This window comes from Bradyrhizobium sp. 187 (genome assembly GCF_023101005.1).
In the GTDB taxonomy this organism is placed as follows: domain Bacteria; phylum Pseudomonadota; class Alphaproteobacteria; order Rhizobiales; family Xanthobacteraceae; genus Bradyrhizobium; species Bradyrhizobium canariense_D.
Genome location: NZ_CP064693.1, coordinates 5,613,072 through 5,639,892, shown reverse-complemented (window position 1 = coordinate 5,639,892; position 26,821 = coordinate 5,613,072). Strand labels below are relative to the sequence as shown.

Genomic DNA, 26,821 nt, shown 5'->3' with positions numbered 1-26,821 from the left:
GCGAAGCGGAGGAGCAATGGCGCCAGACCCGCTGGCCACCATCGATACCGAGGCCCTGCTGGCGCGGATGCGGCCGAAAATGCATCGCTACTGCGCCCGCATGGTCGGCTCGGTCATCGACGGTGAGGATGTGTTGCAGGATGCGCTGATCAAGGCGATGGAAGCGCTGCAATCGGTCACGCCCGTCAATACGGAGGGCTGGCTGTTTCGCATCGCGCACAACACCGCGCTGGATTTCCTGCGTCGCCGCAACCGGCAGGAGGCGCTGCACTCGGCTGAGGAGGTGGAGATGATTGCCGACCAGCTCGATGATGTGGAAAGCCGCCAGATCGCCGCGACCAGCCTTCGCACCTTCATGCGGCTGCCGGTGGCGCAGCGCTCCAGCGTGATCCTGATGGACGTGCTCGGCTGCTCGCTTGCCGAGGTCTGCGACATCATGGATTTCAGCCTGCCGGCGGTGAAGGCCGCGCTGCATCGCGGACGCACGCAGCTGCGGGAGTTCGCCGGAGAGCCCGACGATGTGCCGCAGCCGGGCCTGTCGGAAGCAGATCGCACGCGACTCAACGCCTATGTCGGCCATTTCAATGCCCGCGACTTCGACGCGATCCGCGCCATGATCGCCGACGACGTCAGGCTCGAGCTCGTCAACCGTACCAGGCTGAAAGGCAAGGCCGAGGTGTCGAACTATTTCGGCAATTATTCGAAGAACAGGGACTGGCACCTGGTGACGGGGCAGGTCGAGGGACGTCCCGCGATCCTCGTGTTCGATCCGAATAAGCCGGCCGGGCGGGCGAAATATTTCATGCTTCTCGACTGGTCCGCCGGCAAGCTCGCCACCATCAGGGATTTTCGTCACGCAGCCTATGTTATTGATGGTGCGGAGTGCGTGGTGGATAGAGGGTGAACTCGCCTTCTCCATCGGAGCAGGCGCGTCGCTTGACTAGAGGGCCGTGGCAGGTTGAATGGGAGGACTGCCCGTCGGGCAAAACACCCGCCATCCCGTCAACCCCTCCCCACAAATATATCCCGCTTTACCGAAATTCGGAAACGGCGTATATGTTGGCCATCCCGGCTCATCCTTGAGGGGCGATCTTGTGGTCGTCATGTTCGCGAGCCGGGCTTGCGGTGGACGCGGCAGCGTTCGGGTGCGAGAGGCTAAGGGCAGGGCGGATTGCTCTCCGTGAGCCCAAGGCTGCGTTCCGACGAGCGGCGCTGCTAGGCTTCGTCTCGTCTGTAAGTTTCCGGCTCCGTCGACAGGGCTGGGAATACTGCGGCGAAATGGCGGGCCGTGCGTACGGCAAAACCGTGTGGTCCTGGCCGTCGTTGCTACGGTCAAGCCCTGGCGAATGCGGCATCTGCGTCAACCGGCGCGGTGCCGGTGAATTTCGCTGGGGTGAGGGAGGCTAGCAGGAACTCGGCTCCCGGGAGAGCACGGCATAAGCCGTCCAACCATCGCGCAGGGAAGGCCGAGTGATTGGCTACACCTGTATGCTGCTGTGCGGTTTTCCTGCGTGTGCTTTTCGCGCAGCGGACCGCGGGTGCCAGCCGGCACCCGGCCTTCCCTGCGCGCTCTTGGACAAGAGGGTGAAGCGACGAAGCAAAGCTCGGGCGGAATCAGCCGCGAGAATGCGAAGCTGCGCGGTTCGCCATCACGCATGCCGAACTACAGTCGCAACCAGGAGGACGAGGACCGCGAAAACGACAATCTCCATGGCATGCGAACGATTGGCCGACGACGGAGGTTCCCCGATTTCACGAGCAATGCCGAGCAGGAGTCCGCAAGGTCGCGCACAGCAGGCCCAAGACATCGCTAAGCCGGCAGTGGCCAGGCAGCGAAATTTTAAGATCATTAACAATGTTGAATCCCTGGCCCGAGCGATTGCCCTACCGTGAACCTTTCCGCCGGGGCTTTCCATGATCGATACCGCGACCAAGGCGTTGTTGCGCACCGTTCTGGACGAGGTGTGTGAAGCTGTTCCACGCTGTGAGATCGGCGCCAGGACTCGCGTAGCCTCGAAGCTTCTGGAGACTGCAAGCAGGGGCGACATCTCTGCGGATCGTCTCAAACTAGCGGCCCGCAATGCCCTTTCAGAAGTCCCGACGATGTGATGATGGTCATGTGGGGGCAGGGGTGAATTTCCACGTGACGGTCCTCAAGATCCTGGTGAGCTACCCGGATGGGTTCGCGGCCATGGAGGATCTCAAGCGGGATATGGCCATTCTGGCGACCAGCGGTCGCGACTGGACCGAGCGCACCCGGCGGCTCGCCGGGCGGGTGCCGGGGCTGGACATCTTTTCGCAAGGGCTGATCGACCGGACAAATGGCGGGTGGCGCATCACGGCCAAGGGCCGCGCCGTGCTCGGTCTGATGGAAGCTCGTCCGGACCAAGCGCCGATTGCCACCCAACAACCTCCCTCAGAACCAGAGCTTGCCCCGGCGATCTCGCGGCACATTCCGGCGGAGAGGATCCGAGGACGACTCGCCGCGCGCCGTCGCCGACGCAATGCCCGCATGCAGGCTCGGGCGTCCTAGCGAGGAACGAGCGTCGCTCCCGAAGCTTGAGCAAACGCCTTGTGATGGAAGACGCTCATGCAAAGTTCCGACGCTACCTTGTCGACGGCCCGTTTGTCGCGAGCGACGGACGATATCTGGGTCGTGGACGATGCCCCGATCAGCGCTGCCGGTCTGAAACTTCCGGTGCGTATGACCGTCATTCGGCTCTCGAACGGCGATCTCGTGCTGCATTCGCCGGTGAGACATTCGCCGACTCTCCGCGGTGAGTTGGAGCGGCTAGGGCCGATAAGGTACTTGCTCGCGCCGAATATCGCGCACTGGATGTTCCTGTCCGACTGGCAGAGAGAGCTGCCACAGGTGACGACTTTCGCGGCGCGCGGCCTTTCGGCGCGTCGGCAAGTTCGAGCGGCACGGATCCACATCGACCGCGAGCTTGGAGAGGCGACGCCTGAGGAATGGAGGGCCGACCTCGAAGCCGTCTCGGTGAACGCTCCGATGTTCTCCGAGATCGAGCTGTTCGACAAGCGCAGCCGGACACTGATCCTGACGGATCTGGTGCAAAATCTCGATCCCGATGATCTCAGCGCGTCAAACGAGGCCGCGGCAAACCTCCTCGGCATTTCCAAGCCAAACGGAACGGCGCCGGTCTATCTGCGACTGCTGCTGCGCCTCGGCGGCCGTTCCGTGCGGTCGGCAGCCGAGCGGCTCATACGGCTGTCGCCGGAGCGGGTGATCTTCGCGCATGGCGACTGGTTCGAAGCGGACGGAACCGAGCGTCTCCGGCGATCCCTGAACTGGCTGCTTCCGGCGGGCGGCTCCGGATCCGAGCCGCGGCAAATGACTGGCACGCGCGTCGTCATAACCGGTGCCTCGAGCGGAATCGGGCGTGCTGCGGCGCTGGCCTTCGCCGGAAAGGGCGCAAGCGTGGTCCTGGCGGCACGCCGTGCCGAAGTCCTGACGAGCCTCGCTGCAGAATGCGAGGCGCTCGGAGGCCGCGCATTGGCAATCCCGACCGATGTCACCGATGCCGACGCGGTGCAGCGGCTGGCCCGAGAGGCGGAAGACGCGCTCGGTGGCATCGACGTCTGGATCAACAACGCCGGCACCGGCGTTTTCGGGGCCTATCAGGACGCGGATATCGCACTTCATCGCCGAACGATCGAGGTCAATCTCCTCGGCACGATGCATGGCGCTTTCGCGGTGCTTCCGATCTTCCTGCGCCAGAACCGCGGTATCTTGATCAACAACATCTCGCTCGGCGGCTGGGCTCCGACGCCTTTTGCTGCGGCCTACACAGCGAGCAAATTCGGCCTTCGGGGCTTCACCGCGAGCCTGCGTCAGGAGCTCAGGGCTCATCGCAACATCCATGTCTGCGGCGTCTTCCCGGCCATGGTCGACACGCCGGGCTTCGTCCACGGCGCCAACATGTCCGGCCGGACGATCGATCCCGGTCCGCTGCTGTATCAGGCGGAGGACGTTGCCGAGACGTTCGTGAGCCTCGTCCGCGCACCCCAAGATGAGGTCGCCGTGGGCTGGCCGGCGCGTGCCGGCCAAATTGCCTACGCGATGGCTCCGCAGATTACCGAGAACATCCTGGGGGTTGCCTTCCGGTACCTGCTGTCGCGCGCGCGCCCGGCGAAGAGCAGCGAGGGCACCATGATCGAAGCTGGTCCGCAGGGCACGTCAATCGATGGCGGTTGGCTGTCACGCAAGCAGCTCCCACCTGCCGGGGTCATCAGTCAGGGGCTCGCGGCGCTGGGACTAGCTGCGGGCGTGGCTCTCCTGGCTTCAGCAGTTGCGCGTCGCGCTGGCAGATCGGGACAAGGCGTCGCCAAGCACAAGCATGTCCTGCCGAGGCAGATCACGGCAGCGCGTAGGCCCGCACGTAATCGCCGAGTTTAGTTCCGAACGAGCCGTGGCCGCCATCGACCGTGACGACATATTGCTTGCCGTTGGCCTCATAGGTCATCGGCGTCGACTGGCCGCCGGCAGGAAGGCGGTCCTGCCAAAGCCGTCTGCCATCGCGAACGTCGAACGCGCGGATGTAGTCATCCATCGTTCCCGTGATGAAGACGACGCCGCCCGCGGTGACGATCGGACCGCCCAGCATGGGAACGCCGAGCTTGAATGGCAGCGGCAGCGGGGCCTGATCGCGGATCGTGCCGATGCGATGCTGCCAGACCACCTTGTGCGACTTGAGATCGATCGCGGCGATGTTGCCCCATGGCGGGGCAAGGCAGGGGATGCCGAGCGGTGAGAGGAAAATGCCGAGGTCGACGCCATAGGGGGCGCCGTACATCGGCTGCACGCCGAGCTCGGTTCCCGGCGGATGCGCCGCGTTCGGCGCTGCCGGATTGTCTTTCCCGCGCGGCACGAGACGCGAGACGAAGGGAATCGATTGAGGGTTCGCGATCGCGATCTGGCGTTGCGGATCGACGGCAATGCCGCCCCATTCGAACATGCCGAAGTCTCCTGGAAACACCAGCGTGCCTTGTTCAGACGGCGGCGTGAACGGCCCCTCATAGCGCTGGCGCTTGAACTTGATCCGGCAGGCGAGTTGGTCGAACATCGTGCTGCCCCACATCTGCGCGTCGGTCAGCATGCCGGGCGGGCGAAAGTTCAACTCCGAGAAGGGCTGGGTCGGCGACAGCCGGTCTCCCTTCGCGGCGCCCTGCGGCACCGGCTTCTCCGGTGCGGGCACCAGCTGACGCCCGTCGCGGCGGTCGAGCACGAAGATGTCGCCGGTCTTTGCCGGGATGTAGATCGCAGGCGTCACGCCGCCGTTAAGGCGCAAATCGACCAGACTGGGCTGCGACGGCATATCCATGTCCCAGAGATCGTGGTGCACGTTCTGGAACGACCAACGCAGTTTCCCGGTCATGAGATCGAGGGCAATCAATGCCGAATCGTAGCGCTCGTTCTCGGGCGAACGGCCGCCGCCCCAAATATCCGGAGAACTCGAGCCGAGCGGCACATAGACCAGTCCGAGCTTCTCGTCGACCGCGGAAATGCTCCACGAATTGGGTGAGCCGGCCGTGAAATGATGCGAGGCCGAGGGCATCTCGTTCGGATCGGAATTGCCGGCATCGAATGCCCAGATCAGCCGTCCTGAATAGATGTCGAAGCCGCGGATCACGCCCGACGGCACGCGATCGGAATAGTTGTCGATCACCGCTCCGCCGACGATCAGCAACTTGTCCGTGACGACGGGCGGCGAGGTGCCCTCGTAGAAGCCGAGTGTCTGGATCTCGCTGCCCTGCTTGAGATCGATCTGTCCCTGATTGCCAAAATCCTGGCAAGGCACGCCGCTCTGCGCATCGAGCGCGAACATCCGTCCGTCGTTGGTCGGTATGAAAATGCGCCCCGCACAATCGCTCGGGGCCGGCGTGCCGTCGGCAGTTATCGCGCCGGGTTTGGTCGCGTGATAGGACACGCCGCGGCAGGTCATGTGCTGGAAGGCCTTGTTGTGCTGCACCTGCGGATCGAACTTCCAGCGCAGTTTTCCGGTCGCGGCTTCGAGCGCGAACACGATCTGGTGCGGCGAGCAGGTGTAGAGCAGATCGCCCACCTTGAGCGGCGTCGCCTGGTTGGTGATCTCGTCGGGATCGTCCGGGCCCTTGTGATCGCCGGTGCGGAATTCCCAGGCGAGCTTGAGGTCCTTGACGTTGTCCTTGGTGATTTGGCTCAGCGACGAGAAGCGCGTACCGAAGCCGCTGCCGCCGTAGGCCGTCCAGTTCTGGCCGGCAGCGGGCTGGTCCGGTTCGGGAGACGCAATGGCACCCGTTGTTTCGCCCTCAGGTATCGTGCCGGCAAGATCGCGGCGATCGCTCGTCAGGGACATGCCGACGACGATGGCTGCGGCGACCAACACAAGGCCAAGCGCCCATCGCGCCGCGCGCAAGCGAGGCCCCAGGCGGGAGGCAATGAAGGGAAGTATCAGCCACAGGCCAAGCGGCACGAGCACGTCGCCGCGCGGCGCCAGAGACCAGAAATCGAAGCCCGTTTCCCAGATCGCCCAGGCCATCGTTCCCGCCAGCAGCGCGGCATAGATCCAGAGCGCCTCGGCACGACGGCGCGCGAGCAGCCAACTCGTGAGCAGAAGCATGACGCCCGCGATCAGATAGTAGACGGAGCCACCGAGGGCCGCGAGCCAGGCACCGCCCGCGAGGAGGCCCAGTCCCATGATGGCGACGAGCACAATGGTGATGGCCAGCAATGGCGCGTCACGGAGCCAATTCATTGAACGATGCATGGGAGGCATGATGGTCACTTCAGCGTATAGAGAAACGCCGCGATGTCCCGCGCGTCCTTCTGCGGGATGCCCATTCTCGGCATGGCATTGCCCGGCAACGCCCGCTGTGGATCCTCGATCCAATCAGCCATGTTGTCCGGCGAGTTCTGGATGTAGCCGGCGATGTAGGTCCGCGTGCCGATCCGATGCAAGGGTGGGCCGACATTGCCTTCGGCGCCGGCAATGCCGGGAATATCGTGACAGCCGCCGCAGTGATACTGCTTGACGAGGTCGGCGCCACGACGCGCGTCGCCGGTGAAGTTGTCCGGGCCCGCAGCCTTGCAGGCGGCGCCTGTGGTAGCCAGCAGCGCGGTGACTAGCAATCTCGTGATCGGATTTGCCATCGCTGCTTCCCGGCGATCAGGGCTTCTGGCCGAAATTGAAAGACTTGGTGGCAGACCAGGGATCGGTCGTCGAGACCTGCTCGCTCGGGACTTGCTCGACTTCGGGCGAAGGCAGATTCGCGGAAAAGGTTCGGCCCCATTGGTGGCTCGGCTCGTTGCTGATCTTGCCGATATAGGTGACGAGATCCCAGATCACGCTGTCGGGCAGCACGCCGCCCCAGGCCGGCATTCCATTCGGCCGCCCCTGGTAGATCGAGAGAAAAATGTTCTCTGGCTGCGAGCCGTAAGTAAAGTTGTTGTTGCTCAGTGCCGGACCCATGCCGCCGCCGCCATTTGGCGCGTGGCAGCCGACGCAGTTGAAGTTGACGTAGTAGGTCATCCCGCGCTGCTCCGCATTGGGATCGCCCTGCACGGGGTTCTTGATCTGCGGCGGGTCCGGCTGCGCGCCGGGATGGAGGTGACTGACCGGGACCTGCATGAAGACGCCGGGCCTGCCATTGCCGACGCTGCCACCGAAGTTCGGGCGCGGAGACAGCGTCGGCATCTGCGCCTCCTGCGACTGCGGCAAAGTCTGCTGGGCCAGCCCCGCGCCATTCGGCAGGACCGCCAGCAGTAGTGATAGGGCGCTTGCGCGCAGCACTGGAGCAGACATCACTCATGTCCTCCCGATACCATAGCCGGTTGGTCCGCCAGGGGAACGCCGTAACTGAGCAGCAGCGAAGTGATCTCGGACCGGTGCTCGTCGATGAATGCATTCAGTCGGTCGCGCAAGGCGTCGTCGCCTTTGCGCACGCCCATCGCGATGGCGAACTGGAACTGCTGAGGTGCAAAGCGCTCGTAATCCCGGATCGGCATGACCGTCAGGGGGACGAGAGAGCGCTGGGCGAAATATCCGCCGAGCGGACCCCAGGCTGCGGCGACATCGAGGCTGCCGCTTTCGACGGCTTCGATCAGGCGCGCCGGGGGATTGGCCTCGCGATAATCTCCGTAGATCGAGTAGCCGCGGACGTTGTCGACGATGCCCTGTTCGCCGAGCGCCTGCGCCGGCGGGGGATTGTTGCCGTCATCGCCGATCAGATGCACGCCGATTGCGAGGTGATGCAAGCGTGGGTCGAGCAGGGACGAAAGCTCGAGGTGCTGGTCCTGCCGCGTGACGAACACGTAGCTCGAGCGATAATACGGCTTCGTCGTCTCGACGAGATCATAGCCGGACGGCACGCCCATGACGACGTCGCATTTGCCGGCTTTCAGCGTGTTACGGATGAAGCCGCGGCGCTGCGCCCACCAGGTGTAGGAGACCTGCAGGCCGAAATGCTCGGCCACCATGGCCGCGAGCCTGTTCTCGAATCCTGCTTCGGCGCTGTTCGAGAAAGGCAGATTGTTGGGATCGGCACAGACGCGAAGCTCGCGATCCGACGCTGCCGCCGCCGTGGTTGCAAGCCCGACCAGAAAACCAAGAGCGATGCCGGGATAACTATTTCGAAGGCGCATGGCTGGTGTCCTCACCATTCGCGCCGCCGAGCTTGAAGACCAGCAGCTCACTCCCGCCCGCGGTGTAGAACGGCAAATCCTGGGTCGCACCGACAAAACCGAGCGCGCCGTTGCGCACCCGCGGATCGACCTCGGCGTTGGCCACCACACCCGGCCAGCCGCCGACGCCCGACAGGATCGCGATGTATTGCTGTCCGTCGGAGCCGCGATAGGAGATCGGCTGGCCAATGAATCCGGAGCCGGCGCGGAATTGCCAGAGGACATGCCCGTCCTTGGCATCTACGGCCTTGAACAGCCGATCCATGGTGCCGTAGAACGCGACGTCGCCTGCCGTAACCAGCGCGCCGCTCCAGACCGGCAGCTTCTCGTGGATCTCCCAGACCTTCTTGCGCGCGACGGGATCCCACGCCATGAATTCGCCGCGGTGGCCGCCGGGGCCGGCATACATGTCGACATCGGCGCCCACATAAGGTGTGCCTGCGATATAGCCGACCTGCGATGCCTTGAAATTCATGCAAAGATGCTGATGCGGCACGTAGAGCAGCTTGGTGCGGGGCGACCAGGCGGTTGGCTGCCAGTCCTTGGCGCCCGGCGCGGCCGGGCAGATGTTCTCGACGGTCTTGCCGGCGAGCGGCGTCTTCTCCTCGTTGGGGATGATCTTGCCGGTCTTGAGATCGACGCCGTTATAGGCATTGACGAATTCAAACGCGTCCGCCGAGATGACTTCGCCGGTCGCCCGATCCATCACGTACATATAGCCGTTGCGGCCCGGGTGGATCAGCACCTTGCGCGGCTGTCCATTCAGTTCGAGATCGACGAGCACATTCTCGTTGATCTCGTCGTGGTCGAACAGGTCGTGCGGGTTGATCTGGTAAGCCCATTTGGCGCGGCCGGTGTCGGGGTCGCGGGCAAAGATTGTGGTGCTCCAGAGATTGTCGCCGCTGCGCTGGTTGGCGTTCCATGGGCTCGGATTGGCTGTGCCGTAGTAGATCAGATTGAGTTCGGCATCGTAGGAGATCCATCCCCACATCGTGCCGCCGCCGACCTGCCAGCGGTCGGCCGGCCACGTCTTCACGCCGAGATCCTTGCCCTTGAGACTGTCGTAGAACGGCTTGAAGTCGTCGCCGATCAGCACGTCCTTGTCCGGGCCCGTGGCGTAGGCGCGCCACGCAATGGCCCCGGTGTTTTCATCGAGCGCGGTGACCCAGCCGCGCACGCCCATCTCGCCGCCGCTGTTGCCGACGAGCACCTTGCCCTTGACCACGACGGGAGCCATCGTGATGGTCTCGCCCTTGTTGATCTCCCCGAGCTTCGTATGCCACAGCTCCTTGCCGGTCTTGGCGTCGATCGCGACCGTGTGGTTATCAAGCGTGTTGAGGAAGACCTTGCCGTTGTCGAAGGCGAGTCCGCGATTGACGACGTCGCAGCAGGCAACGCCCGCGGCAGCGGGCTCCGGCTTCGGTGCGTAGGACCATTTCAATTCCCCGGTCGTGGCATCGAGTGCAAATACCCGATTGGGGTAGGGGCCGGCATAGGGGCCGACCACATACATGGTGCCGTCCACCACGAGCGGCGCCGCCTCCTGGCCGCGATCGGCACCGACCGAGAACGTCCATGCAAGCTGGAGGCGCGATGCATTGGACGTGTTGATCTGATCAAGGTTGCTATAGCGGGTGTTGGCGTAGTCGCGCGCCGCCATCGGCCACTGGCCGGGATCTTTCATGCGGCTGGCGAGATCGCTCTGTGCCGAGGCGGACGACAGCAACGCGCAGGACGCGCAAAGGGCACAAAGGAAGCCTGGAAGTCGGCCCAGCAAACGCGTGAGACCACGCACTAACATATGTAAAGATCTCCACGGCAGTGATGAGGCCGTGCGCCGTTGCAGGCCGGTTTACGAACCTACAAACGTTCCGACTTCGCTTGGTTCCAAAGAGGTGAGACCGACGATGAGCTATCTCACGACGTTGCCGGACACGCCGGCGCCGAGGTCAACTGCGATCTGATCTTCCTTGCCGTTACACTTGGGGTGGCCAAATCCAGACGGACTTTTGCCGTCGGGTCCGATGTCATAGATGATTGCGTCTTTCATGTTGGGGCTGACGCCGGCCGGCACGCGGTCGAGCCCGAGCTGGTGACGCACGCGCCAGGCCACGTTGTGATCGGCGCAGGAGCTGTCGCCGCTGACGCCCAGCGCGCCCGTGATGCCGTTGCCGTCATAGAGCGCCAGCCCTCCCCCGAACACGATCGTGCCGCCGATCGGCTTGCCCACCATCGGATCGCTGGCCGTGCCGAAGTTGTCGGGAGATCCGGCGTACAAGGCTTCCGGAGACGGCGGGTTGCCGAGTGCCGCTCCGAACAGGAACCCGCCGGGCTGCGCACCGGCATAGAGATTGGCGGTCGCGATCGCCTTGTCCTTCAGGCTGAACGCATTCGCCGTGTTGGCCTTCTCGGCCGCGATGGCCCGGCTGCCCAGCCACTGGTCGTCGACCTTGCCGCCGCTGTAGGCAATTGCGCAGACGACGCCCTGCCGATTGACGACTGCAGCCCATTCGTTGTTGTCGAGACCTCCGTTGCTTGGGCCGCCGCCCGGCTTGACACTCTTCTTGAGGATATCGGCGAGCTTGTCATGATCGACCGGGCACGACATCCCTGGCTGGGGTTGGTCCTGCGCGTTCAAGACTGCAGGCATCAAGAGTGCTGCGGTGAAGATAGCCGTTGCCGCCCTGACGGATCGTTTTTCCATGTGGCCTCCGTGGAGTGTCGCAGTCGGCAGGCGAACGTTCGAAGAGAAGTTGCGGTTCCTATGCAGCGTCGCTCAGCCCGGATGTTGAAGGAGCGGCAGGCGGGAATGGCCGCCGTTCGCAGTCAGCCACCGGTGAGCAAAAAACAACGCAGCCCCCGTGTAGAGTATGCCCATGGGCACCCACATCAGGATGCCGGCGAGTTGCTGGTCCTCGAGTGCCGAGAGGCCGAATTCCCCGGCGAGGGCGCCCTGGCCTGGGATCCACAGCCGCGGCGACACGGTCAGCAGAGCTCCGAGCACGCCGGAATGCAAAATGGTGATGAAAAGGCACGCGACAGCGATGCCGTCGCGAATTCGAGTGCTGCGGCCCTGACCGCGGCCATGCAGCAGCACCCACCAGAACAACAGCGCAGTCGCGAAGAAGCTGATGTGCTGGAGACGATGGATCGCCGCATTCTCGAGCGCCCACGCATATAAAGGCGGTGCATGCCAGACCCAGAGCGCTGCGCCGTGAAGGATGGTCGCGCTCATGGGGTGGCTTACAAAACGCCACGGCCACGCCAGGATCGGCCAATTGAGCATGCGACCCGTGGCCGGGCGCAGCCGGGCTGGCAGGCTCCACAGCAGCGGGCCATTGATCCGGGCGAACGCCATCAGCGGTGCCGCGACCACCATCAGCAGTTCGTGCTCGACCATGTGCGCGGTGAACAGACGCTCGCCGAGCCAGTGCAGCGGCGAGGTCACGGCAAGTGCGGCCACCAGCCATCCGGTCCAGAACGCGGCCACCTGGCGGAAGCTGACGCCACGGCCGCCACCCGCATGATGCCAGAGCCGCTGCGTTCCGACATAGAAGCCGATACCGACGGCATAGAGCGGAGCCATGAGCCAGGGATCGTAGCTCCACAGCGAACCGGAATCGACCTCCGATAGTCCGTGCGCATCGGCCGGCGCCGCGAGCAGCGCGAGCAGCAGTGCTGCAAAGCTCAGCGCAGGCATGGGCTGATCATGAGCGAGGCGGCGAACTGGTTCGCAATCACCAGCGAAAACAGCACGCCGGAGCCGACGCCGAGCCAGGCCATGAACGTTCGTGGTCCGCCACCCCGCGCATCGGCCCATTCAGCCCCCGCGCCGCGCCGAACGGCGCGGGCTGAAATGACAGTGCCTGCGAGAGCGACGATAGCGAGAGCCGCACTCATGATCGCGCCGCTGATCCTGGTCTGTTCGCAGGAGAAGTGCGCGAGCACGTAGACGCCCTGCAAATTGATACCCCACGCGATGGGCCCGAGCGCAACGCCGGCCCAGTAGAGCAGTCTGGATTGTTGATCGGCTGCGGTCATAGGCGCGGCACCCAATCGAGCAAGACATAGAGCGGCAGCCAGGCGAGCACGACGAAATTCCAGTAGAACACGTTGTCGGTCACATCGCTGAACCGACGCGGTTTCGCATGGCGCGTGAACATCAACACTGCCAGCACGACCGTGTCGCCGACATCCGTGGCAAGGTGGGTCGTGTGCAGCCCCAGAATGAGCCATACGATCGAGCCGTAGGCTGAATTGTCCCAGCGGGTGTTGAGATGCGCGAACTCGAAGCCGCGCAGCACCAGCAGCGCGATCCCGATCAGGGCCATCACGATGAGACCGATCCGCACCTTCGTGAGATCCTGCCGGTGCGCGGCCCTGTTGGTGATCTCGTTCGGGATGATGCTCAGCAGATAGACCACGACTTCGGCCGTGCCCGGCCAGAGATCGGGCGGCGAGGCGCCGATCGGCCAAGTTGGGTTGACGGCGTAGAGATAGAGATAGGCACCGATGGCAATGGCAAAGCCCATGCCTTCCAGCGCCATGAAGCCCATCGCGCCCCACCACGGTCCGCTGCGCGGGCCATAGCCGTAAGTCGGCAGTTCAGCGACATTGCGGACGATGGTCTGTCTCATTCCTCGTCCTCCTTGCTGCCGCTCGGCCAGAACCAGCCGATCAAGGTGACGGCCATCGGCGGCGTGCCCCAGAGCACCGCCCAGGGCGTGAAGATCGAGCCGATGAAGAACACGGTCGTTGCGATAGCTGTGAGCAGCGGCCAGATGCTGGGTTCGGGCGAGGCCTCGCGGACCTGCGGCTCGGCTTCGGCGAGCGAGGTCAGCAGGACCTCGCGCCGCTCGGCGCTCAGACCCGCGACCACGGGCAGGCTCTCGCTATCGGCCCACAGCGGATCGCGGTGCTTGACCACCGGGATGCGGTCGAAATTCTGCGGCGGGGGCGGCGATGACGTCGCCCATTCCAGCGTGGAGGCATCCCAGGGATTGTCGCCTGCGAGCGCGCCCTTACGCAAGCTGTAGACCACATTGACCAAAAGCAACGCGAAGCTGAGCGCGAAAATGAGAGCACCACCGCTGGACACGAGATTCAGGTGCGCCCAGTCCATGTCGGCGGTGTAGGTGTAGACCCGGCGCGGCATTCCGATCAGCCCGAGAATGTGCATCGGGAAGAAGGCGACGTTGAAGCCGATGAAGGCGAGCCAGAAATTCCAGCGCCCGAGTCGCTCGCTGAGCATGCGGCCGGCGATCTTGGGAAACCAGTAGTAGACCGCGCCGACCAGTGGGAACACAGCGCCGCCGATCAGGACATAATGGAAGTGGGCGACGACGAAATAGGTGTCGTGCACCTGGGTGTCGATCGGGACCGAGGCGACCATGACGCCGGACAACCCGCCGAGCACGAAGATCACGATGAAGCCGATCACGAACAACAGCGGCGTCCGGTACACCGGACGCCCGTCCCAGAGCGTTGCCAGCCAGCAGAAGATCTGCAGTCCGCTCGGCACCGCGATCAGCATGCTGGAGGCTGTGAACAGCGCCGCGCCGAGTTGCGGCAGGCCCGTGACGAACATGTGGTGGACCCAGAGACCGAACGACAGGAAGCCGGTCGCGATCAACGAGAGGATCACCACGGGATAGCCGATCACCGGCCGCCGCGCGAACGTCGCGAGGATCGCCGAGACCATTCCCGTTCCCGGGATGAAGATGATGTAGACCTCGGGATGGCCGAAGAACCAGAACAGATGCTGCCAGAGCAGGGGATGTCCGCCCGAGGAGGAATCATAGAAGCGCGTGTTGACGAGGCGATCCAGAATCAGTGACGTCGATGCGACCATGATCGAAGGCATCGCGAACATTACAAGGAAGCTCGTCACCAGCATGGCCCAGACGAATAGGGGAATGCGGTCGAGCGTCATGCCGGGCGCGCGGAGCTTGAACACAGTCACGACGATTTCCACGGAGACGGCGAGCGCCGCGACCTCGGTGAAGGTGATCATTTGCGCCCAGACATCCGGGCGCTTTGTCGGCGTAAATTGCAGCGAGGAGAGCGGGACATAGGCAAACCAGCCAACGTCCGGGCCGACATTCAGCGCAAAGGAAATCCAGAGAAAGCAGCCGCCGAACAGAAACATCCAATAGCTGAAGGCGTTCAGTCGCGGAAAGGCGATGTTCCGCGTGCCGACCATCAACGGCACGAGATAAACGGCGAACGCCTCCATCACGGGCACGGCGAACAGGAACATCATCGTCGAGCCATGCATGGTGAAAACCTGATTGTACTTGTCGGCCGAGAGAAACGTCTTCTCCGGCCCGGCCAGCTGAATGCGCATCAGGACCGCGAGGAGGCCGCCGAGGAGCAGGAATACGAACGCCGTGATGATGTAACGGCGGCCGACCACCTTGTGGTCGACCGACGTCAGCGCGCCCATCCAGCCGGACGGCGTGCGCCACACTTTCTCCAGCTGTGTGGAAAGTCGAAGGCCGTTCAGGACGTCGTCCCGCAACTCATTTGGTTCAGCGGCGATGCTCACTTGAGCTGCTCCAGATAATGAATGATGGCGATCATTTCATCCGATTGCAGCGGCATCCTCGGCATCAGATTGCCGGGCTTGATGTGCTGGGGATCGGCGATCCAGGCGCCGAGCGTGGCCGAATTATTCGGCAACGTTCCCGCCGCGATCGTCGTGCGGCTGCCGATATGCGTGAGGTCCGGACCCAGCTGCCCGCCGGCCATCGTACCGCTGATGTTGTGACACAGTGCGCAGCCGCGCGCCCGGAACAGAGCCTCGCCCTGCTTGCCGAGTTGATCGGTAGGGCTGTTCGCGCTCTGGTTTTCATGGTCGCGCCAGCGGCCGAACTCGTCGGGCGGCAGCGCGATCACGGCGAATGCCATATGGGCGTGCTGAAGCCCGCAAAACTCGGCGCATTGTCCACGATAGACGCCGGCATTCTTTGCCGTGAATTGCAGCTCGTTCTTCTGACCGGGAATCAAGTCCATCTTGCCGGTCAGGCTGGGCACCCAGAAGCTGTGGATGACGTCGGCGGATTCCAGCTCGACCTTCACCGGTTGGCCGGTCGGGATCCGGATCTCGTTCGCCGTCACGAAACTCTGGTGCGGACTGTCGGCTTCATAGCGAACCTCCCACCACCATTGATGTCCGATAATCTTGAGCGTGTGGGCTTTCTCGTTCTTGGCAAAGACGGTGTGCTGACCGGCATAGCTGACCAAGGAGAGGCCGAGCACGACGACGGTGGTCGCAATCCCAAGCGCGAGGATGACACGCCCGGAGCGTTGTTCGAAGGGCTGGTGGAGGTCCAGCGGCTGATCGGCTGCGCGCTTCCGGCGCAAGAGCCCGATGCCCAGAACGATGACGACAGCGGTCCAGACGATCGCCGCGACAATGAGGAAGATGAACAGCGTGTGCCAAATCTGGTCGGATTGCAGCCCCTGTGGGTCGAGCGCCGACTGCCGGCCCGCGCACGCAGCAAGCGGCAAGGTCATGCCCAACACCAGAACTCTTCGCACCCAGACCTGCATTGACGCTTTGTCGCACTCCGTTTCACAGGCGGAACCGGGCAGGCCTACAAAGGTTCCTATGCGCTAACCGGAGCGGTTGGCCGAAGAAGGACATGTCGACATCGATCATCGGGCTAGAATGGCCAGCCCTTTAAGGCGATCACGATCGCCGCGTCGCCAGCGGCCATCAGCAGCAGGACGGCGAGACTAGCGATGATTGCGCCCGGCTGGGCAAGCACGCGCAACTCTCCGAGCATGTGTCGGCTCCAAAAAAGCAGCAATGCCGCGATGACCCTGAGGGTTCCTGCGGAAACGCCGGGCGTTGACGTGCGAGCGCCGGAACGAAGGCCCGAGATCGCGCGTTCCTGCGACGAATTGAGGGTTCACGTGCCGCGCTATCATTTTGATCTGGTCGACTCCGAGACCGTCGCCGACGAGGGAGGAGCTGAATTGCCCGACGACATCGTGGCGCTGGACGTTGCCGAGGAGATCGCGAAGAGGCTCCTTGCGGAGCGTCCCGAACTCAGGAATCGTCATTTTTCCATCCTGGTCACGAACCAGCAGGGTGAGGAGATCGGGAAAGTGCCACTGGATGTCCTGCACTGAAGTAGCGGCCTGACATGGCGTTGAGGATCGGAGTGATCTCGGATACGCACGGCCTTCTCAGACCTGAGGCCGAACGCCGTCTTGCAGGGGTGTCGCATATCCTCCACGCTGGTGATATCGGCGCGCCGGAGGTTCTGGAGAGGCTTTGCCGAATAGCGCCCGTCACCGCCATCAGGGGAAACGTCGACGTCGGCAGTTGGGCGAGGCGCTATCCCGAAACCGAAACAGTGCACCTCGGCGCTCGTTGTTTCTACCTCCTTCACGATCTCAAGGCGCTCGCCATCGACCCCGCGGCAACCGGTGTGAACGCGGTGATATCAGGACATTCGCATCGGGTGCAGGTCAACACGATCAATGGAGTGCTTTTCCTGAATCCCGGGAGCGCCGGTCCAAGGCGCTTCAAGCTGCCGATCACGCTGGCAACGCTCGATCTCGATGAGGGCGGCGACTTGCGGCCCACCATCCATGAACTCGACGCGTGAACGAGGTACATGGGTAGCAGCTAGTGGGTATTCGACTTTTGCCATCGCTCCAGATCAATCGGGGGACGCTTTGGGTCGATCTGCTCCTTCTCGGGATTTCCCTGCCAAGGCTGGTCCGTCTGCCGGTGGGTTGGCAAATCCGTCTGCTGTCGCGGATCGTCGACCGGTGTTTCTCTCGGGTCGTTTTCAGGCGCTTTCGCTTTCGGCATAACTTGTCCTCTCTGCGATCTGTCGGTGTGGCGGCACGCGATCAACGTACGCCAGCGATCCCGCATCATCAGCTTCCGGGTGCCGTCCTTCTCCGTTTCCCGCGATAGAGCCTGGACCATGAACAAAAAGCCTTCCGTATGAACTGCGGGGTCAACACGGGCAGGAATCGTTCGTTCCTACGGGCATGCATCAGCATCGATCAGGAACGACCGCCGCCCCATCTCATTGCCAGCGCAAGAGGTCGCGAGACCGAAACAAGGAGCATGCAATGTCCAAAATGCCCCCCATACCGCCAGAGCAGCGCAGCGACAAGGGACCCGGATCTGATCCCAGGATCGAGACGGATGAAAGAGTCCCCGGCCGCGAGAACTTCGACACCCAGGGTCGTCACGGCAACATCAAGCAGAACACGACAAACCAAGGCTACCAGCAGGACCGATGAATGCCACACAAGAACTCAGACAGTGAACGCTTCGGTGGTCCGGGCTCCTCGCGGCAGGATCGCAAGCACCCCGAAAAGGAAGGTCGCGAGCATGAGCGCCCTGCGCCCGGAACGGCTACCAACGACCGCAAATCACACGTCTCGGGAGGCGGTGGTGAGCGCGATCAACATCACACGCACGACGATCGTGAGAGGAGCTGAGCAATGGCTAAGACAACTTCGAGCTTGATGCTGATCGCGTTCCTGGCGACCGCGTCGATAGGGGCCGCCTCGGCGCAGAGTGGCGGTGGCGGCGGTTCGGGAGGATCGGGCGGAGCAAGCGCGAGCAGCACGAGCGGCGGCACCGGCGGTGCCACAAGCCCTGGGTCGGCAGGCCTTGGGTCTGCAGGAGCTACAAACCAGACGGGCGGTGCATCGCCCAGCCTGGGCAATCCAGGCGACGCGGCCGCGGCTTCGCGTGGCACGACGGCTACCGGCACGAACACCGCTGGAACGGCCCAATCGACCGGTGGCGGGCCGCGAGGATCGACCACCGTCGGGCGGGCCGGCAATCCCGCAGGGGGGACCAGCAGCGGACGGATTGACGGAACTGCGACACCCGGTCCGTCGATGCCGGGCGACGCCGAAATACGCTCGGAGAACTCTCAGGATTCCCACGTCGATCGAAAGATCAAGAGCATCTGCAAAGGCTGTTAGATCGGCGATCAGGACGCCGGGTTTTCCGGCGTCCAATCGAGGTCGTCCTCGCTTCGAGGTTCGGGGTCGGGCGAGCAGGGCTTGATCTTCAGGTCGTCCTCGAGCCTGGGCTCACCCCCGCCGCTTTCGACCAGACCGGCGTCGTCGGCCTTTTTCAGGGTTTCCTCTTTCGTTGAAAACGTCCGGCTCAGTTTTTCGCCGTCCTTGAACAGGGCATACGCCATATTGGCTCCTCGCGGTTTGATTCATCGGCAACTTTGGCGGGGCCGACGGCCACTGCCGCTCCTTTGTCGCTGGGTAAGCTCTAGCCCACTTCCCCGAGATTGCTCAGGATCGCCAGGTGGCGCTGAATGTCGGCAGCGACATCTGTGCGACCTGCTGTTCGCCGGGGTGCCATCTGATCGCAAATACGACGTGGAATCTCCAATGTTGGATTCACAAGACGCTGCGACCGTTTCGAACGTTCCTATCGCCGCCGTAAGCAGCCGGGCGATGCTCCACCTGATGTCGGCATCCTGGCACGAGCCCGCAGGTTAACGCAGGTTATTGGCACGGGAAGTGCGTCATGATCATAGGAACGGCAGCACTGAGGACGGTTTGTCCATCATCCAGATGCCGACCGGCGCACGAGCAAAATCATGCAACACAGAAATTCAAGCAGCTTCCCGATTTCCGCGGGCGTCCTTCTCGGGCTTGGTCTGGGCGGGTTTTTTACGGCATCGTGTTTCATCAGCTGCTGCAATGGCATCATATGTTAAGCGGCTGGTATCCGCTCAACTCCATCGACAACGTCAAGCTCAACACGACCTGGGACGGCATCTTCCACAGCGCGGCCTATGTTGTTGTGCTCCTCGGCCTGTATGTGCTGTGGCAACGGGCGCGCAGGTCTGACATCCACTGGTCGCGCGGCCAGTGTCTCGGCGCGGTGTTGCTCGGGTGGGGCATCTTCAATCTGGTTGAAGGCGTGGTTGACCATGAGGTCTTCAAGCTGCACCAGGTGAATGAGACCGTGCCTCACGAGCAGCGCATCTTCTGGGACATCGGCTTCCTGCTATGGGGTGCGGCCATGTTGGTCATCGGCGCCGCCATGACACGCGCCGGCACGCAAGGGAGGGTCCATGCGGAAAGCAGTCTACAGCCTCGCTAGAGAGACCCCGCCAGCTCTGGTCTATGCCATTTTTATATTGCTGCTGATGCTCGCTACAGCACCGGCCTTTCGCATCGTGCTGTTGGGTGTGTCGCTGGATGATCTTCTGCAACTACGCTGCTTCAATCCCGGCTGATGCGCGGTTATCACGCCTCATGTCTTCCCGGAGGTAACATGGTCGAGTTCAGGCTTCCGAAACACTCCCGCGTCGAAAAGGGAAGGATCTGGCCCAAGCCGGACAGCAAATCGTTGCGCGAATTCCAGGTCTATCGCTGGAATCCCGACGACGGACGCAATCCCCGGCTCGACACCTACTTCGTCGATATGAGCGATTGCGGGCCCATGGTTCTGGATGGTCTGATCTGGATCAAGAACAACATCGACTCCACGCTGACATTCAGGCGGTCCTGCCGCGAAGGCGTGTGCGGCTCCTGCTCGATGAATGTCGCCGGCCAGAACACGCTCGCCTGCACCAAGTCCATGAGCGAGGACGTTCCGAACGGCGAGCCGCTGCGCGTGCTGCCCTTGCCGCATCAGCCAGTGGTCAAGGACCTCGTTCCCGACCTGACGAATTTCTACGCACAGCTCGCATTGATCGAACCTTGGCTGCAAACCGTGTCACCCACACCACCGAAGGAATGGCGACAGAGCCATGAGGATCGGGCCAAGCTCGACGGGCTCTACGAGTGCATCCTCTGCGCCTGCTGCTCGACATCTTGTCCAAGCTACTGGTGGAATTCCGAGCGTTTCCTCGGCCCAGCGGCCCTGATCCAGGCGGCCCGCTGGGTCAATGACAGTCGCGACGAGGCGACGGGCGAGCGCCTCGACAAGCTCGAAGACCCCTTCAGGATTTATCGCTGTCACACCATCCTCAACTGCGCGAAGGCGTGTCCCAAGGGCTTGAATCCGGGCGAAGCCATTTCCGGATTGCGCCTCAAGATGGTCGAACGGAAGTTCTGATCGGGGACGGACACTCGCGCATAAAGGAACGATGGCTGCGGGGTAGGCTTATCGACCAAACTGGAGGCGCCTGATGGGCAAGAAACAATTCGCCGCGTTGCCGTTCATGCTGAACAATTCCGAATTGCGCGTGATGCTGATCACGACCAGGCGCAAGCGCAGGTGGAGTGTCCCGAAGGGATCGCCGATGCGCAAGACGGAGCCGCACCGTACGGCTGCGCTCGAGGCGTACGAGGAGGCCGGTCTCGTCGGCGTCACCGCAAAGCGCGCGCTGGGCTCCTTCAAGCATCGCAAACGGAAGGGTGATCGCAAGCGGACCATGAACGTTGCCGTCTTTCCCATGAGGGTCCACGGGCAGGAGCGCTGGTGGCCGGAAAAGGGAGAGCGTGAAGCAATCTGGGTCTCGCCGAAGACGGCGGGCCGTCTGGTGCACAAGGCGCAGCTTCGTCGTCTAATCGCCCGCTTCGCGGCGCAGACGGAGAAGACCGCCTCCTCACCGCTGAGCGATGGCATGGCTCCAGGAACCCGCGTCTCGTCCAGCTATTCAAGGTAGATGAACCAGCAACCGACCGGACTCGCATTCGAGGAGCGACCGCCTCATGAGGTCTTGGCCGCGGCGATCAAGCGACGTTGCGCGATCCTGTTCGTCGGCGCCGGCGTCTCGATGGCTGTCGGCCTGCCGTCCTGGCAATCTCTGATCGACCATCTGCTGGATGACCTTGGACTTGAGCTCGACGTGATCGCTGGGATGCACGGCGGCTATCAGATGCTGGCGGAGTACTACCGGCTGAAGCGCGGCGGAATCGGCCCGCTCCGCAGCTGGCTCGACCGCAACTGGCGCGTCGACCCGGACAGGATCGCGGCCTCACGGCTCCACCGGCTGATCGTGGAGCTCGATTTTCCGACCATTTACACCACGAACTACGACCGCAACCTCGAGACGGCCTTCGAGGTCCTGGAAAAGCCCTATGCCAAGATCAGCAACGCAAAGGACATTGCAAGCGCCCGTTCCGGCGTCACGCACATCATCAAATTTCATGGTGACTTCGACGACGATGCCTCGCTCGTCTTGACCGAGACCGACTTCCTCAACCGGCTCGCGTTCGACTCGCCACTCGATATCCGGTTTCGCGCCGATGCTTTGGGCAGCACGCTGCTTTTCATCGGATACAGCATGTCCGATCCCAACATTCGGCTCCTGCTGCATCGGATTTGGCAGAGTTGGGATCAGTCCGGGCACCGCCAGGACCGACCGAGGTCCTTCGCTTTCGTCACGCAGCGCAATCCGGTGCAGGAAGCGGTATTGGCGAACTGGGGCATCACCACCATAGCGCCACCTGACGGCGTCAGCCCGGATGATGGTGTGAGCCAGTTTTTGCTGGACATCCGCCGGCGTATCGAGCGAGAGAGCTAAACCGGTCCCTGGCGCGCCGTGAGCGTTTGCTCTGCTGTCACGGGGCCGCGGATCAGCGGCGGGCGGGAAGGGTCAGAATGGGGGCTCGATTACCAGTCCGCAACCTGGGCCGGTCACCGATATCCCCTATATCGCCGTGCATAGGCATAGCGAGGATTGACGCCGCAATAGGCGTGCGTTCCCGATGCAGTCGCCATGCACTGAGCGTAACTGGCGAACTGGCAGTTGCCCGGATAGCCCCAAACGCGGCCCTGAAGGCAGTAGCGGTCTTGTGCGACGGCCGCCGTTGGGGAGCCGAGGCCTGTCACGAGCGCAAGGGAGGCGGCAGCCAGGAGCAATCGATGTATCATGGAAATCTCCATTTCCACATTGAACGTCCCTCGTGAAGCGGCGTTCCAAAGTGCAACGTTTACCGACTCCTCTAATTGCGACCTGAACGCGATGCGGCCCCGGCGAGGAGAGGATCTCACCGAGGCCGCTCTCAAGCGCGCAACAGCAAGGGCGCGCTTTGGAGAATTGCTAACCGCGAACCGCTAGCGACGCGGCGTGGCGCCGTTGGACGGTGGGGTCGTTTCGTTGCGCATGCCGGAAGGACTGGAGGCACCTTGTCCGCCCCGCTCGACATGGGTGATGCCGCCGCCGCCGCCGGTTCCGCCTGAGCCGCCATCTCCAGCTCCAGCTCCGCCTGCGCCTGCGCCGCCAGCCCCGGCACCAGCGCCCGCACCGCCAGCGCCGCCTCCGGCCCCACCACCGGCGCCGCCTGCGCCACCACCGGCGCCGCCTGCGCCACCTTGCGCTAACGCTGCGCCGACTGAAGCGCCTGCAAGCATTGCTGCCGTAAAGATCGTCAGGATTGTCTTACGCATCTGCCTTCTCCTTGAGGTTTCGATGTCGGATCAATCATGTGAAGCATCCACCGTTCCTAGCCGTGCAGCGTGATCAAGCTCTGTCGTCGACGACTCCGCGTCGATATTGCGAAGGCACGGCAACTTCGTCGAACCGTTGGGCGAGAGCATCGAGAGCCGCGCGCATCTGCGGCCCCTGCATGGCCGCGCCGTGCCCCGTGACGACGATCTCCGGAGCGAGTGCGGCAAGTGCGCGCACCGATGTCTTGGCGCTTCCCCAATCGGGGGTGAAATACATCGGGGGCCCGTGCATCTCCGGCGTTTGCGTCACTGCGGCGTAGACGGATTCCTGCCGCGTCGTGATGAAGGCATCGCCGGCAATCAGCACGCGGTCGCGTTCGCGCCAGAGCGAGATATGCCCTGGGGTATGGCCGGGGGTATGGATCCACTGCCATTCCGGCATGAAGGGCACGCTGTGATCACAGGGAAGATCATAAAGGCGCGATGCGACATCCACCGGCTTTGTCGGGAAGAGCGGAGAGAGCCGAGCGAGCAGCCCGCCACCGACGCTGGGATCGGCCGACGGATAGGATTGGCTTCCGTCAAGATAGGGATGCTCGGCCGCATGGGCATAAACCGGCACGTCCCATTCATTCGCTAGCGTTTCGAGCACGCCGACGTGATCGAAGTGCCCATGCGTCATGACAATGCAGGCAGGCCGGCCGTTTCCTCCAAACCGGGCCTTCGCGGCGGAGCGGATGGCGCCAGCCGATCCGGGAATGCCGGCGTCCACCAGCACCCAATTGCCGTCGCCGGCGTTTTCGAGGCCAACGAAAATGACGTTGACGATCGCGAGCTGACGATAGGCGACGTCAGCGACGATCTGCCGCGTGTTGTCATTGCGGTCGAGGTCGGATTGCGCGTGCTCCGCGTCGGCGGAAGAGGGAAGCGGGATCTGCGTCATGTCCATTCAAGTCCGAGTTGGTCAGCTCACTAGCGCTCGATCGTGCCGATCCGCCGGATCTTCCTCTGAAGCAGCATCACGCCGTACAGCAGCGCCTCCGCGGTCGGCGGGCAGCCGGGCACGTAGATGTCGACCGGCACGACACGATCGCAGCCGCGCACGACCGAATACGAATAGTGGTAGTAACCACCGCCGTTAGCGCACGACCCCATCGAGATGACGTAGCGTGGCTCGGGCATCTGGTCGTAGATCTTGCGAAACGCCGGCGCCATCTTGTTGGTGAGCGTGCCCGCGACGATGATCACATCCGACTGGCGCGGCGATGCGCGCGGCGCGAAGCCGAAGCGTTCGGCGTCGTAACGCGGCATCGACATCTGCATCATTTCGACCGCGCAGCAGGCGAGCCCGAACGTCATCCACATCAGGGACCCGGTTCGCGCCCAGGTGATCAGCTCCTCCGCGCTCGCCGTGAAGAAGCCCTTGTCCGCAAGATCGTCGCGGATCGTCATGAAGAACGGATCGGAAGTGTTGTCGGGCCGTCCCTCGCCCGGCCGGCCAAGTTCGGGCCGGCCAAGTCCAGGCCGGCCAAGCGAAGCGCCTGAGCTGCCGACGTGCGGAGAGTTGTCTGTCATTCTTGTCCCTAAGCGCTGCGGCCGTTTGGCGATGCGACCACACGTTCGGGAAAACAGTCATTTGCATGCCGCGTTCCTGCGGCGGTAGCGGATTTGTGTTCTGTTATCGCAGGTTAGCTTCGGGTCCGGCGGCCGGAACCCAGCGTCGGCGTCACGGATCACTCTAGGAACGATCCACCGAAACTGCGGTTGGCGGCGACAAGGCCGGTGAAATGGAGAACATGAAATGACGAACGCAGCCCGCGATACATTCGTGGTTGGATTACGCAATGCGCATGCGATGGAAGTGCAAGCGCGAGAGTTGATGGAACGTCAGTCGGAACGATTGGACGAATATCCCGAGGTCAAGGCCAAGGTTGCCGCCCACCTTCAGGAGACCAACGAGCAGCTGAAGCGGCTGGAGAGATGCCTGGAAGCCTGCGGGGAGAGCACCTCCAGCCTCAAGGATACGACGCAATCCATGATGGCGAACATGCAAGCCATGGCACACTCGGTTGCCGGCGACGAAATCCTCAAGAATACTTTCGCCAACAATGCCTTCGAAAATTTCGAGATCGCTGCCTACAAGTCTCTGCTCGCCCTCTGCGGCGCCGCTGGGTTCGCGGAGGCCAAGGAGCCTCTTGAGGCATCGCTGAAGGAGGAGCAGCGCATGGCCGCCTGGATCGACTCGAACGTCGAGAAGGTGACGATGGAATATCTGGCGCATCAGCGCCAGGCGGCCTGATCGCACTCCACACCCACCATGGCGAGACCGGCGGCTTCGGCCGCCGAGTCCGCCTGCGGTCTCATATGGGCTCGCAGGACCGGAACCTCTTATCCACGTTTGGCTGTAATGGCGCACATCATTTTCAGCGACTACCGTAGTCCTGCTGCCGAACAGGCCTATGAGATCGCGTGGGACTTTCTGGCCCGCAGCGGGGCGATCCACGATGAGTTCGAGGCGTGCGTGTTTCTGGCCCAGCGCATCACCATGATGGTCGAGGAAGGCCAGGAAAACCGGATCCGGATGGCCAATCGCGCGATCTCCGAATACCAGTACCACTCGAGAAATTCTGCAAGCCGGCCCGTGGCGCGGCTGCTTCACGGGCTTAAGAGCTCGCGGGGGTTCCGCGCGTTCGTCGGCTCGTTCTGCCGTTTACTGCCCATCGGCGATCGTCAGCTGTCCGCGTGCCCCGGTACGTCCGCTCCTGCGCGGTGCAATGGCCGGAACAAGTGCCGGCGCTTCCCCGGCCATGCGCATGGCGAAATAGGCGATCGTCGCCTTGAGACCGTCTTTGAGCGCCACGCGCGGGCGCCATCCCAGCGCGCGAACGGCTGTGTCGATCACGGGTTTGCGGCGCTTTGGATCGTCCTTCGGCAATTCCTCGAACCGCAGCGGGGAAATCGAGTCGGTGTACGCCAGCACGTCGCGCGCAATAGCCTCGATGGTGACCTCGTGGGGATTGCCAAGATTGCACGGACCGGTAATCGAGGATGGACTCTCCATGAGCAGCTGGAGGCCGCGCACGAGATCGTCGACGAAGCAGAAGCTCCTGGTCTGCGTACCACCTCCATAGATCGTGATCGGCTCTCCGCGAAGCGCCTGCACGATGAAGTTGGAGACCACGCGTCCGTCGTTCTCCAGCATCCGGGGTCCGTAGGTGTTGAAGATGCGTGCGACCTTGATTTCGACCCCGTACATGCGATGATAATCGAACATCAGCGTTTCCGCGGCCCGCTTGCCCTCGTCGTAGCAGGCCCGGGGTCCGATCGGATTGACGTTGCCGAGATAGGTTTCCGGCTGGGGATGCACTTCGGGATCGCCGTAGACCTCGCTGGTCGATGCCTGCAGCACCCGGGCGCCTTTCCGCTGCGCGAGCTCCAGCATGTTGATGGTGCCGAGCACGCACGTCTTCATCGTGCCGACCGGATCTTTCTGATAATGACGAGGCGACGCCGGGCAGGCGAGGCTGTAGATCCGGTCGATGTCGCCCTCGATCTCCGCGGGATCGCGCACGTCGTGTTCGATGAAACGAAAATTCGGATGATTGAGCAGCGGCCGAATGTTGTCGATCCTTCCCGTAAACAGGTTGTCGAGACAGATCACGGTGTGGCCGCGCTGCAGAAGCGCGTCGCAGAGGTGGGATCCGATGAAGCCGGCGCCGCCGGCCACCAGAACGGTGGGAGAGCGGCGGGACGCGTTGATGCGGGTCTGAAGTGTCATGGTGCTG

At 63.1% G+C, this 26,821-nt stretch carries 30 protein-coding genes and 1 pseudogene; 13 read left to right on the top strand and 18 right to left on the bottom strand.

Annotated features, from left to right (window positions below; translation table 11 throughout):
- Window positions 1-16: 16 nt before the first annotated feature.
- From IVB19_RS27310 to IVB19_RS27295, 4 genes are all read left to right on the top strand, one after another.
- On the top strand, window positions 17-904 hold the full coding sequence (locus tag IVB19_RS27310; RefSeq protein WP_247820153.1) for a sigma-70 family RNA polymerase sigma factor: 888 nt from the start codon (window positions 17-19) through the stop codon (window positions 902-904).
- 1,010 nt (window positions 905-1,914) lie between these two features.
- Entirely contained in the window at window positions 1,915-2,109 is a 195-nt protein-coding gene (locus IVB19_RS27305) for a hypothetical protein (protein ID WP_018460409.1), read from the top strand.
- Window positions 2,110-2,131: 22 nt separating this feature from the next.
- Complete coding sequence (locus IVB19_RS27300) at window positions 2,132-2,533, top strand: hypothetical protein (RefSeq protein WP_026234025.1); 402 nt, start codon at window positions 2,132-2,134, stop codon at window positions 2,531-2,533.
- Between the two features lie 57 nt (window positions 2,534-2,590).
- Window positions 2,591-4,417 (top strand): SDR family oxidoreductase, encoded by a 1,827-nt coding sequence (locus tag IVB19_RS27295; protein WP_247820152.1) that lies wholly within the window; start codon window positions 2,591-2,593, stop codon window positions 4,415-4,417.
- On the opposite strand, the gene IVB19_RS27290 is transcribed toward IVB19_RS27295, so the two are convergent.
- The 11 genes from IVB19_RS27290 to coxB all read right to left on the bottom strand — a co-directional run bounded on the left by IVB19_RS27290 (window position 4,377) and on the right by coxB (window position 16,198).
- Window positions 4,377-6,755, bottom strand: a complete 2,379-nt coding sequence (locus tag IVB19_RS27290) for a glucose/quinate/shikimate family membrane-bound PQQ-dependent dehydrogenase (protein ID WP_247820151.1) — start codon at window positions 6,753-6,755, stop codon at window positions 4,377-4,379. The two genes, IVB19_RS27295 and IVB19_RS27290, sit on opposite strands and share 41 nt — an antisense overlap.
- 26 nt (window positions 6,756-6,781) lie before the next feature.
- Window positions 6,782-7,150 carry a c-type cytochrome gene (locus IVB19_RS27285; protein WP_018460405.1) on the bottom strand — a complete coding sequence of 123 codons (369 nt, stop codon included), beginning with the start codon at window positions 7,148-7,150 and terminating at the stop codon, window positions 6,782-6,784.
- Between the two features lie 16 nt (window positions 7,151-7,166).
- Entirely contained in the window at window positions 7,167-7,802 is a 636-nt protein-coding gene (locus IVB19_RS27280) for a c-type cytochrome (protein ID WP_204511980.1), read from the bottom strand.
- Window positions 7,802-8,641, bottom strand: a complete 840-nt coding sequence (locus tag IVB19_RS27275) for a substrate-binding domain-containing protein (protein WP_247820150.1) — start codon at window positions 8,639-8,641, stop codon at window positions 7,802-7,804. Before IVB19_RS27275 ends, IVB19_RS27280 begins: the two co-directional genes overlap by 1 nt.
- Window positions 8,625-10,481: a PQQ-dependent dehydrogenase, methanol/ethanol family gene (locus tag IVB19_RS27270; protein WP_256474565.1), complete on the bottom strand. Its 1,857-nt coding sequence runs from the start codon at window positions 10,479-10,481 to the stop codon at window positions 8,625-8,627. Before IVB19_RS27270 ends, IVB19_RS27275 begins: the two co-directional genes overlap by 17 nt.
- Window positions 10,482-10,592: 111 nt before the next feature.
- Window positions 10,593-11,384: a GlcG/HbpS family heme-binding protein gene (locus IVB19_RS27265; protein ID WP_247820148.1), complete on the bottom strand. Its 792-nt coding sequence runs from the start codon at window positions 11,382-11,384 to the stop codon at window positions 10,593-10,595.
- A 72-nt stretch (window positions 11,385-11,456) separates the two neighbouring features.
- Window positions 11,457-12,380, bottom strand: a complete 924-nt coding sequence (locus IVB19_RS27260; RefSeq protein ID WP_247820147.1) for a cytochrome c oxidase assembly protein — start codon at window positions 12,378-12,380, stop codon at window positions 11,457-11,459.
- Entirely contained in the window at window positions 12,368-12,721 is a 354-nt protein-coding gene (locus IVB19_RS27255; RefSeq protein ID WP_247820146.1) for a hypothetical protein, read from the bottom strand. The genes IVB19_RS27260 and IVB19_RS27255 overlap by 13 nt, the downstream gene beginning before the upstream one ends.
- On the bottom strand, window positions 12,718-13,317 hold the full coding sequence (locus IVB19_RS27250; protein WP_247820145.1) for a cytochrome c oxidase subunit 3: 600 nt from the start codon (window positions 13,315-13,317) through the stop codon (window positions 12,718-12,720). Before IVB19_RS27250 ends, IVB19_RS27255 begins: the two co-directional genes overlap by 4 nt.
- Complete coding sequence (gene ctaD, locus IVB19_RS27245; RefSeq protein ID WP_247820144.1) at window positions 13,314-15,227, bottom strand: cytochrome c oxidase subunit I; 1,914 nt, start codon at window positions 15,225-15,227, stop codon at window positions 13,314-13,316. The genes IVB19_RS27250 and ctaD overlap by 4 nt, the downstream gene beginning before the upstream one ends.
- Window positions 15,224-16,198: a cytochrome c oxidase subunit II gene (gene coxB, locus IVB19_RS27240; protein WP_247820143.1), complete on the bottom strand. Its 975-nt coding sequence runs from the start codon at window positions 16,196-16,198 to the stop codon at window positions 15,224-15,226. The genes ctaD and coxB overlap by 4 nt, the downstream gene beginning before the upstream one ends.
- 228 nt (window positions 16,199-16,426) lie before the next feature.
- Here coxB and IVB19_RS27235 point away from each other — a divergent pair, with 228 nt between their 5' ends.
- Window positions 16,427-16,819 (top strand): DUF6894 family protein, encoded by a 393-nt coding sequence (locus tag IVB19_RS27235; protein WP_247820142.1) that lies wholly within the window; start codon window positions 16,427-16,429, stop codon window positions 16,817-16,819.
- A gap of 14 nt (window positions 16,820-16,833) precedes the next feature.
- Window positions 16,834-17,301 carry a metallophosphoesterase family protein gene (locus tag IVB19_RS27230; RefSeq protein WP_247820141.1) on the top strand — a complete coding sequence of 156 codons (468 nt, stop codon included), beginning with the start codon at window positions 16,834-16,836 and terminating at the stop codon, window positions 17,299-17,301.
- Between the two features lie 20 nt (window positions 17,302-17,321).
- Here IVB19_RS27230 and IVB19_RS27225 read toward each other — a convergent pair whose 3' ends face one another.
- Window positions 17,322-17,510: a hypothetical protein gene (locus tag IVB19_RS27225; protein WP_083926604.1), complete on the bottom strand. Its 189-nt coding sequence runs from the start codon at window positions 17,508-17,510 to the stop codon at window positions 17,322-17,324.
- A gap of 269 nt (window positions 17,511-17,779) precedes the next feature.
- Between IVB19_RS27225 and IVB19_RS27220 the strand changes: the two genes are divergently transcribed.
- Window positions 17,780-17,953, top strand: a complete 174-nt coding sequence (locus IVB19_RS27220; RefSeq protein WP_204511971.1) for a hypothetical protein — start codon at window positions 17,780-17,782, stop codon at window positions 17,951-17,953.
- Window positions 17,954-18,657: 704 nt separating this feature from the next.
- Here the strand turns inward: IVB19_RS27220 and IVB19_RS27210 are convergent.
- A complete protein-coding gene (locus IVB19_RS27210) occupies window positions 18,658-18,873 on the bottom strand; it encodes a hypothetical protein (RefSeq protein ID WP_247820140.1) in 216 nt (71 codons plus the stop codon).
- Window positions 18,874-19,287: 414 nt separating this feature from the next.
- On the opposite strand from IVB19_RS27210, the pseudogene IVB19_RS27205 reads away from it, so the two are divergent.
- From IVB19_RS27205 to IVB19_RS27185, 5 genes and pseudogenes are all read left to right on the top strand, one after another.
- Window positions 19,288-19,796: pseudogene (locus tag IVB19_RS27205) on the top strand (DUF2243 domain-containing protein).
- Complete coding sequence (locus IVB19_RS27200; RefSeq protein ID WP_204511968.1) at window positions 19,768-19,932, top strand: hypothetical protein; 165 nt, start codon at window positions 19,768-19,770, stop codon at window positions 19,930-19,932. Before IVB19_RS27205 ends, IVB19_RS27200 begins: the two are co-directional and overlap by 29 nt.
- A gap of 38 nt (window positions 19,933-19,970) precedes the next feature.
- Entirely contained in the window at window positions 19,971-20,756 is a 786-nt protein-coding gene (gene sdhB / locus IVB19_RS27195) for a succinate dehydrogenase iron-sulfur subunit (RefSeq protein ID WP_018460386.1), read from the top strand.
- A gap of 73 nt (window positions 20,757-20,829) precedes the next feature.
- On the top strand, window positions 20,830-21,309 hold the full coding sequence (locus tag IVB19_RS27190; protein ID WP_085348964.1) for an NUDIX hydrolase: 480 nt from the start codon (window positions 20,830-20,832) through the stop codon (window positions 21,307-21,309).
- Complete coding sequence (locus tag IVB19_RS27185; RefSeq protein ID WP_247820139.1) at window positions 21,310-22,170, top strand: SIR2 family NAD-dependent protein deacylase; 861 nt, start codon at window positions 21,310-21,312, stop codon at window positions 22,168-22,170.
- Window positions 22,171-22,283: 113 nt separating this feature from the next.
- Here IVB19_RS27185 and IVB19_RS27180 read toward each other — a convergent pair whose 3' ends face one another.
- The 4 genes from IVB19_RS27180 to IVB19_RS27165 form a co-directional block, all read right to left on the bottom strand.
- A complete protein-coding gene (locus IVB19_RS27180; RefSeq protein WP_247821710.1) occupies window positions 22,284-22,517 on the bottom strand; it encodes a DUF3551 domain-containing protein in 234 nt (77 codons plus the stop codon).
- Window positions 22,518-22,703: 186 nt separating this feature from the next.
- Window positions 22,704-23,036 carry a hypothetical protein gene (locus IVB19_RS27175; RefSeq protein WP_247820138.1) on the bottom strand — a complete coding sequence of 111 codons (333 nt, stop codon included), beginning with the start codon at window positions 23,034-23,036 and terminating at the stop codon, window positions 22,704-22,706.
- 73 nt (window positions 23,037-23,109) lie between these two features.
- Window positions 23,110-23,979: an MBL fold metallo-hydrolase gene (locus IVB19_RS27170; protein ID WP_247820137.1), complete on the bottom strand. Its 870-nt coding sequence runs from the start codon at window positions 23,977-23,979 to the stop codon at window positions 23,110-23,112.
- Window positions 23,980-24,008: 29 nt separating this feature from the next.
- Entirely contained in the window at window positions 24,009-24,611 is a 603-nt protein-coding gene (locus IVB19_RS27165; RefSeq protein ID WP_276017443.1) for a NuoB/complex I 20 kDa subunit family protein, read from the bottom strand.
- A 226-nt stretch (window positions 24,612-24,837) separates the two neighbouring features.
- On the opposite strand from IVB19_RS27165, the gene IVB19_RS27160 reads away from it, so the two are divergent.
- Entirely contained in the window at window positions 24,838-25,335 is a 498-nt protein-coding gene (locus tag IVB19_RS27160; RefSeq protein ID WP_247290810.1) for a ferritin-like domain-containing protein, read from the top strand.
- 411 nt (window positions 25,336-25,746) lie between these two features.
- Here the strand turns inward: IVB19_RS27160 and IVB19_RS27150 are convergent, their stop codons facing one another.
- A complete protein-coding gene (locus IVB19_RS27150; protein WP_247820136.1) occupies window positions 25,747-26,814 on the bottom strand; it encodes a UDP-glucuronic acid decarboxylase family protein in 1,068 nt (355 codons plus the stop codon).
- Window positions 26,815-26,821: the final 7 nt, after the last annotated feature.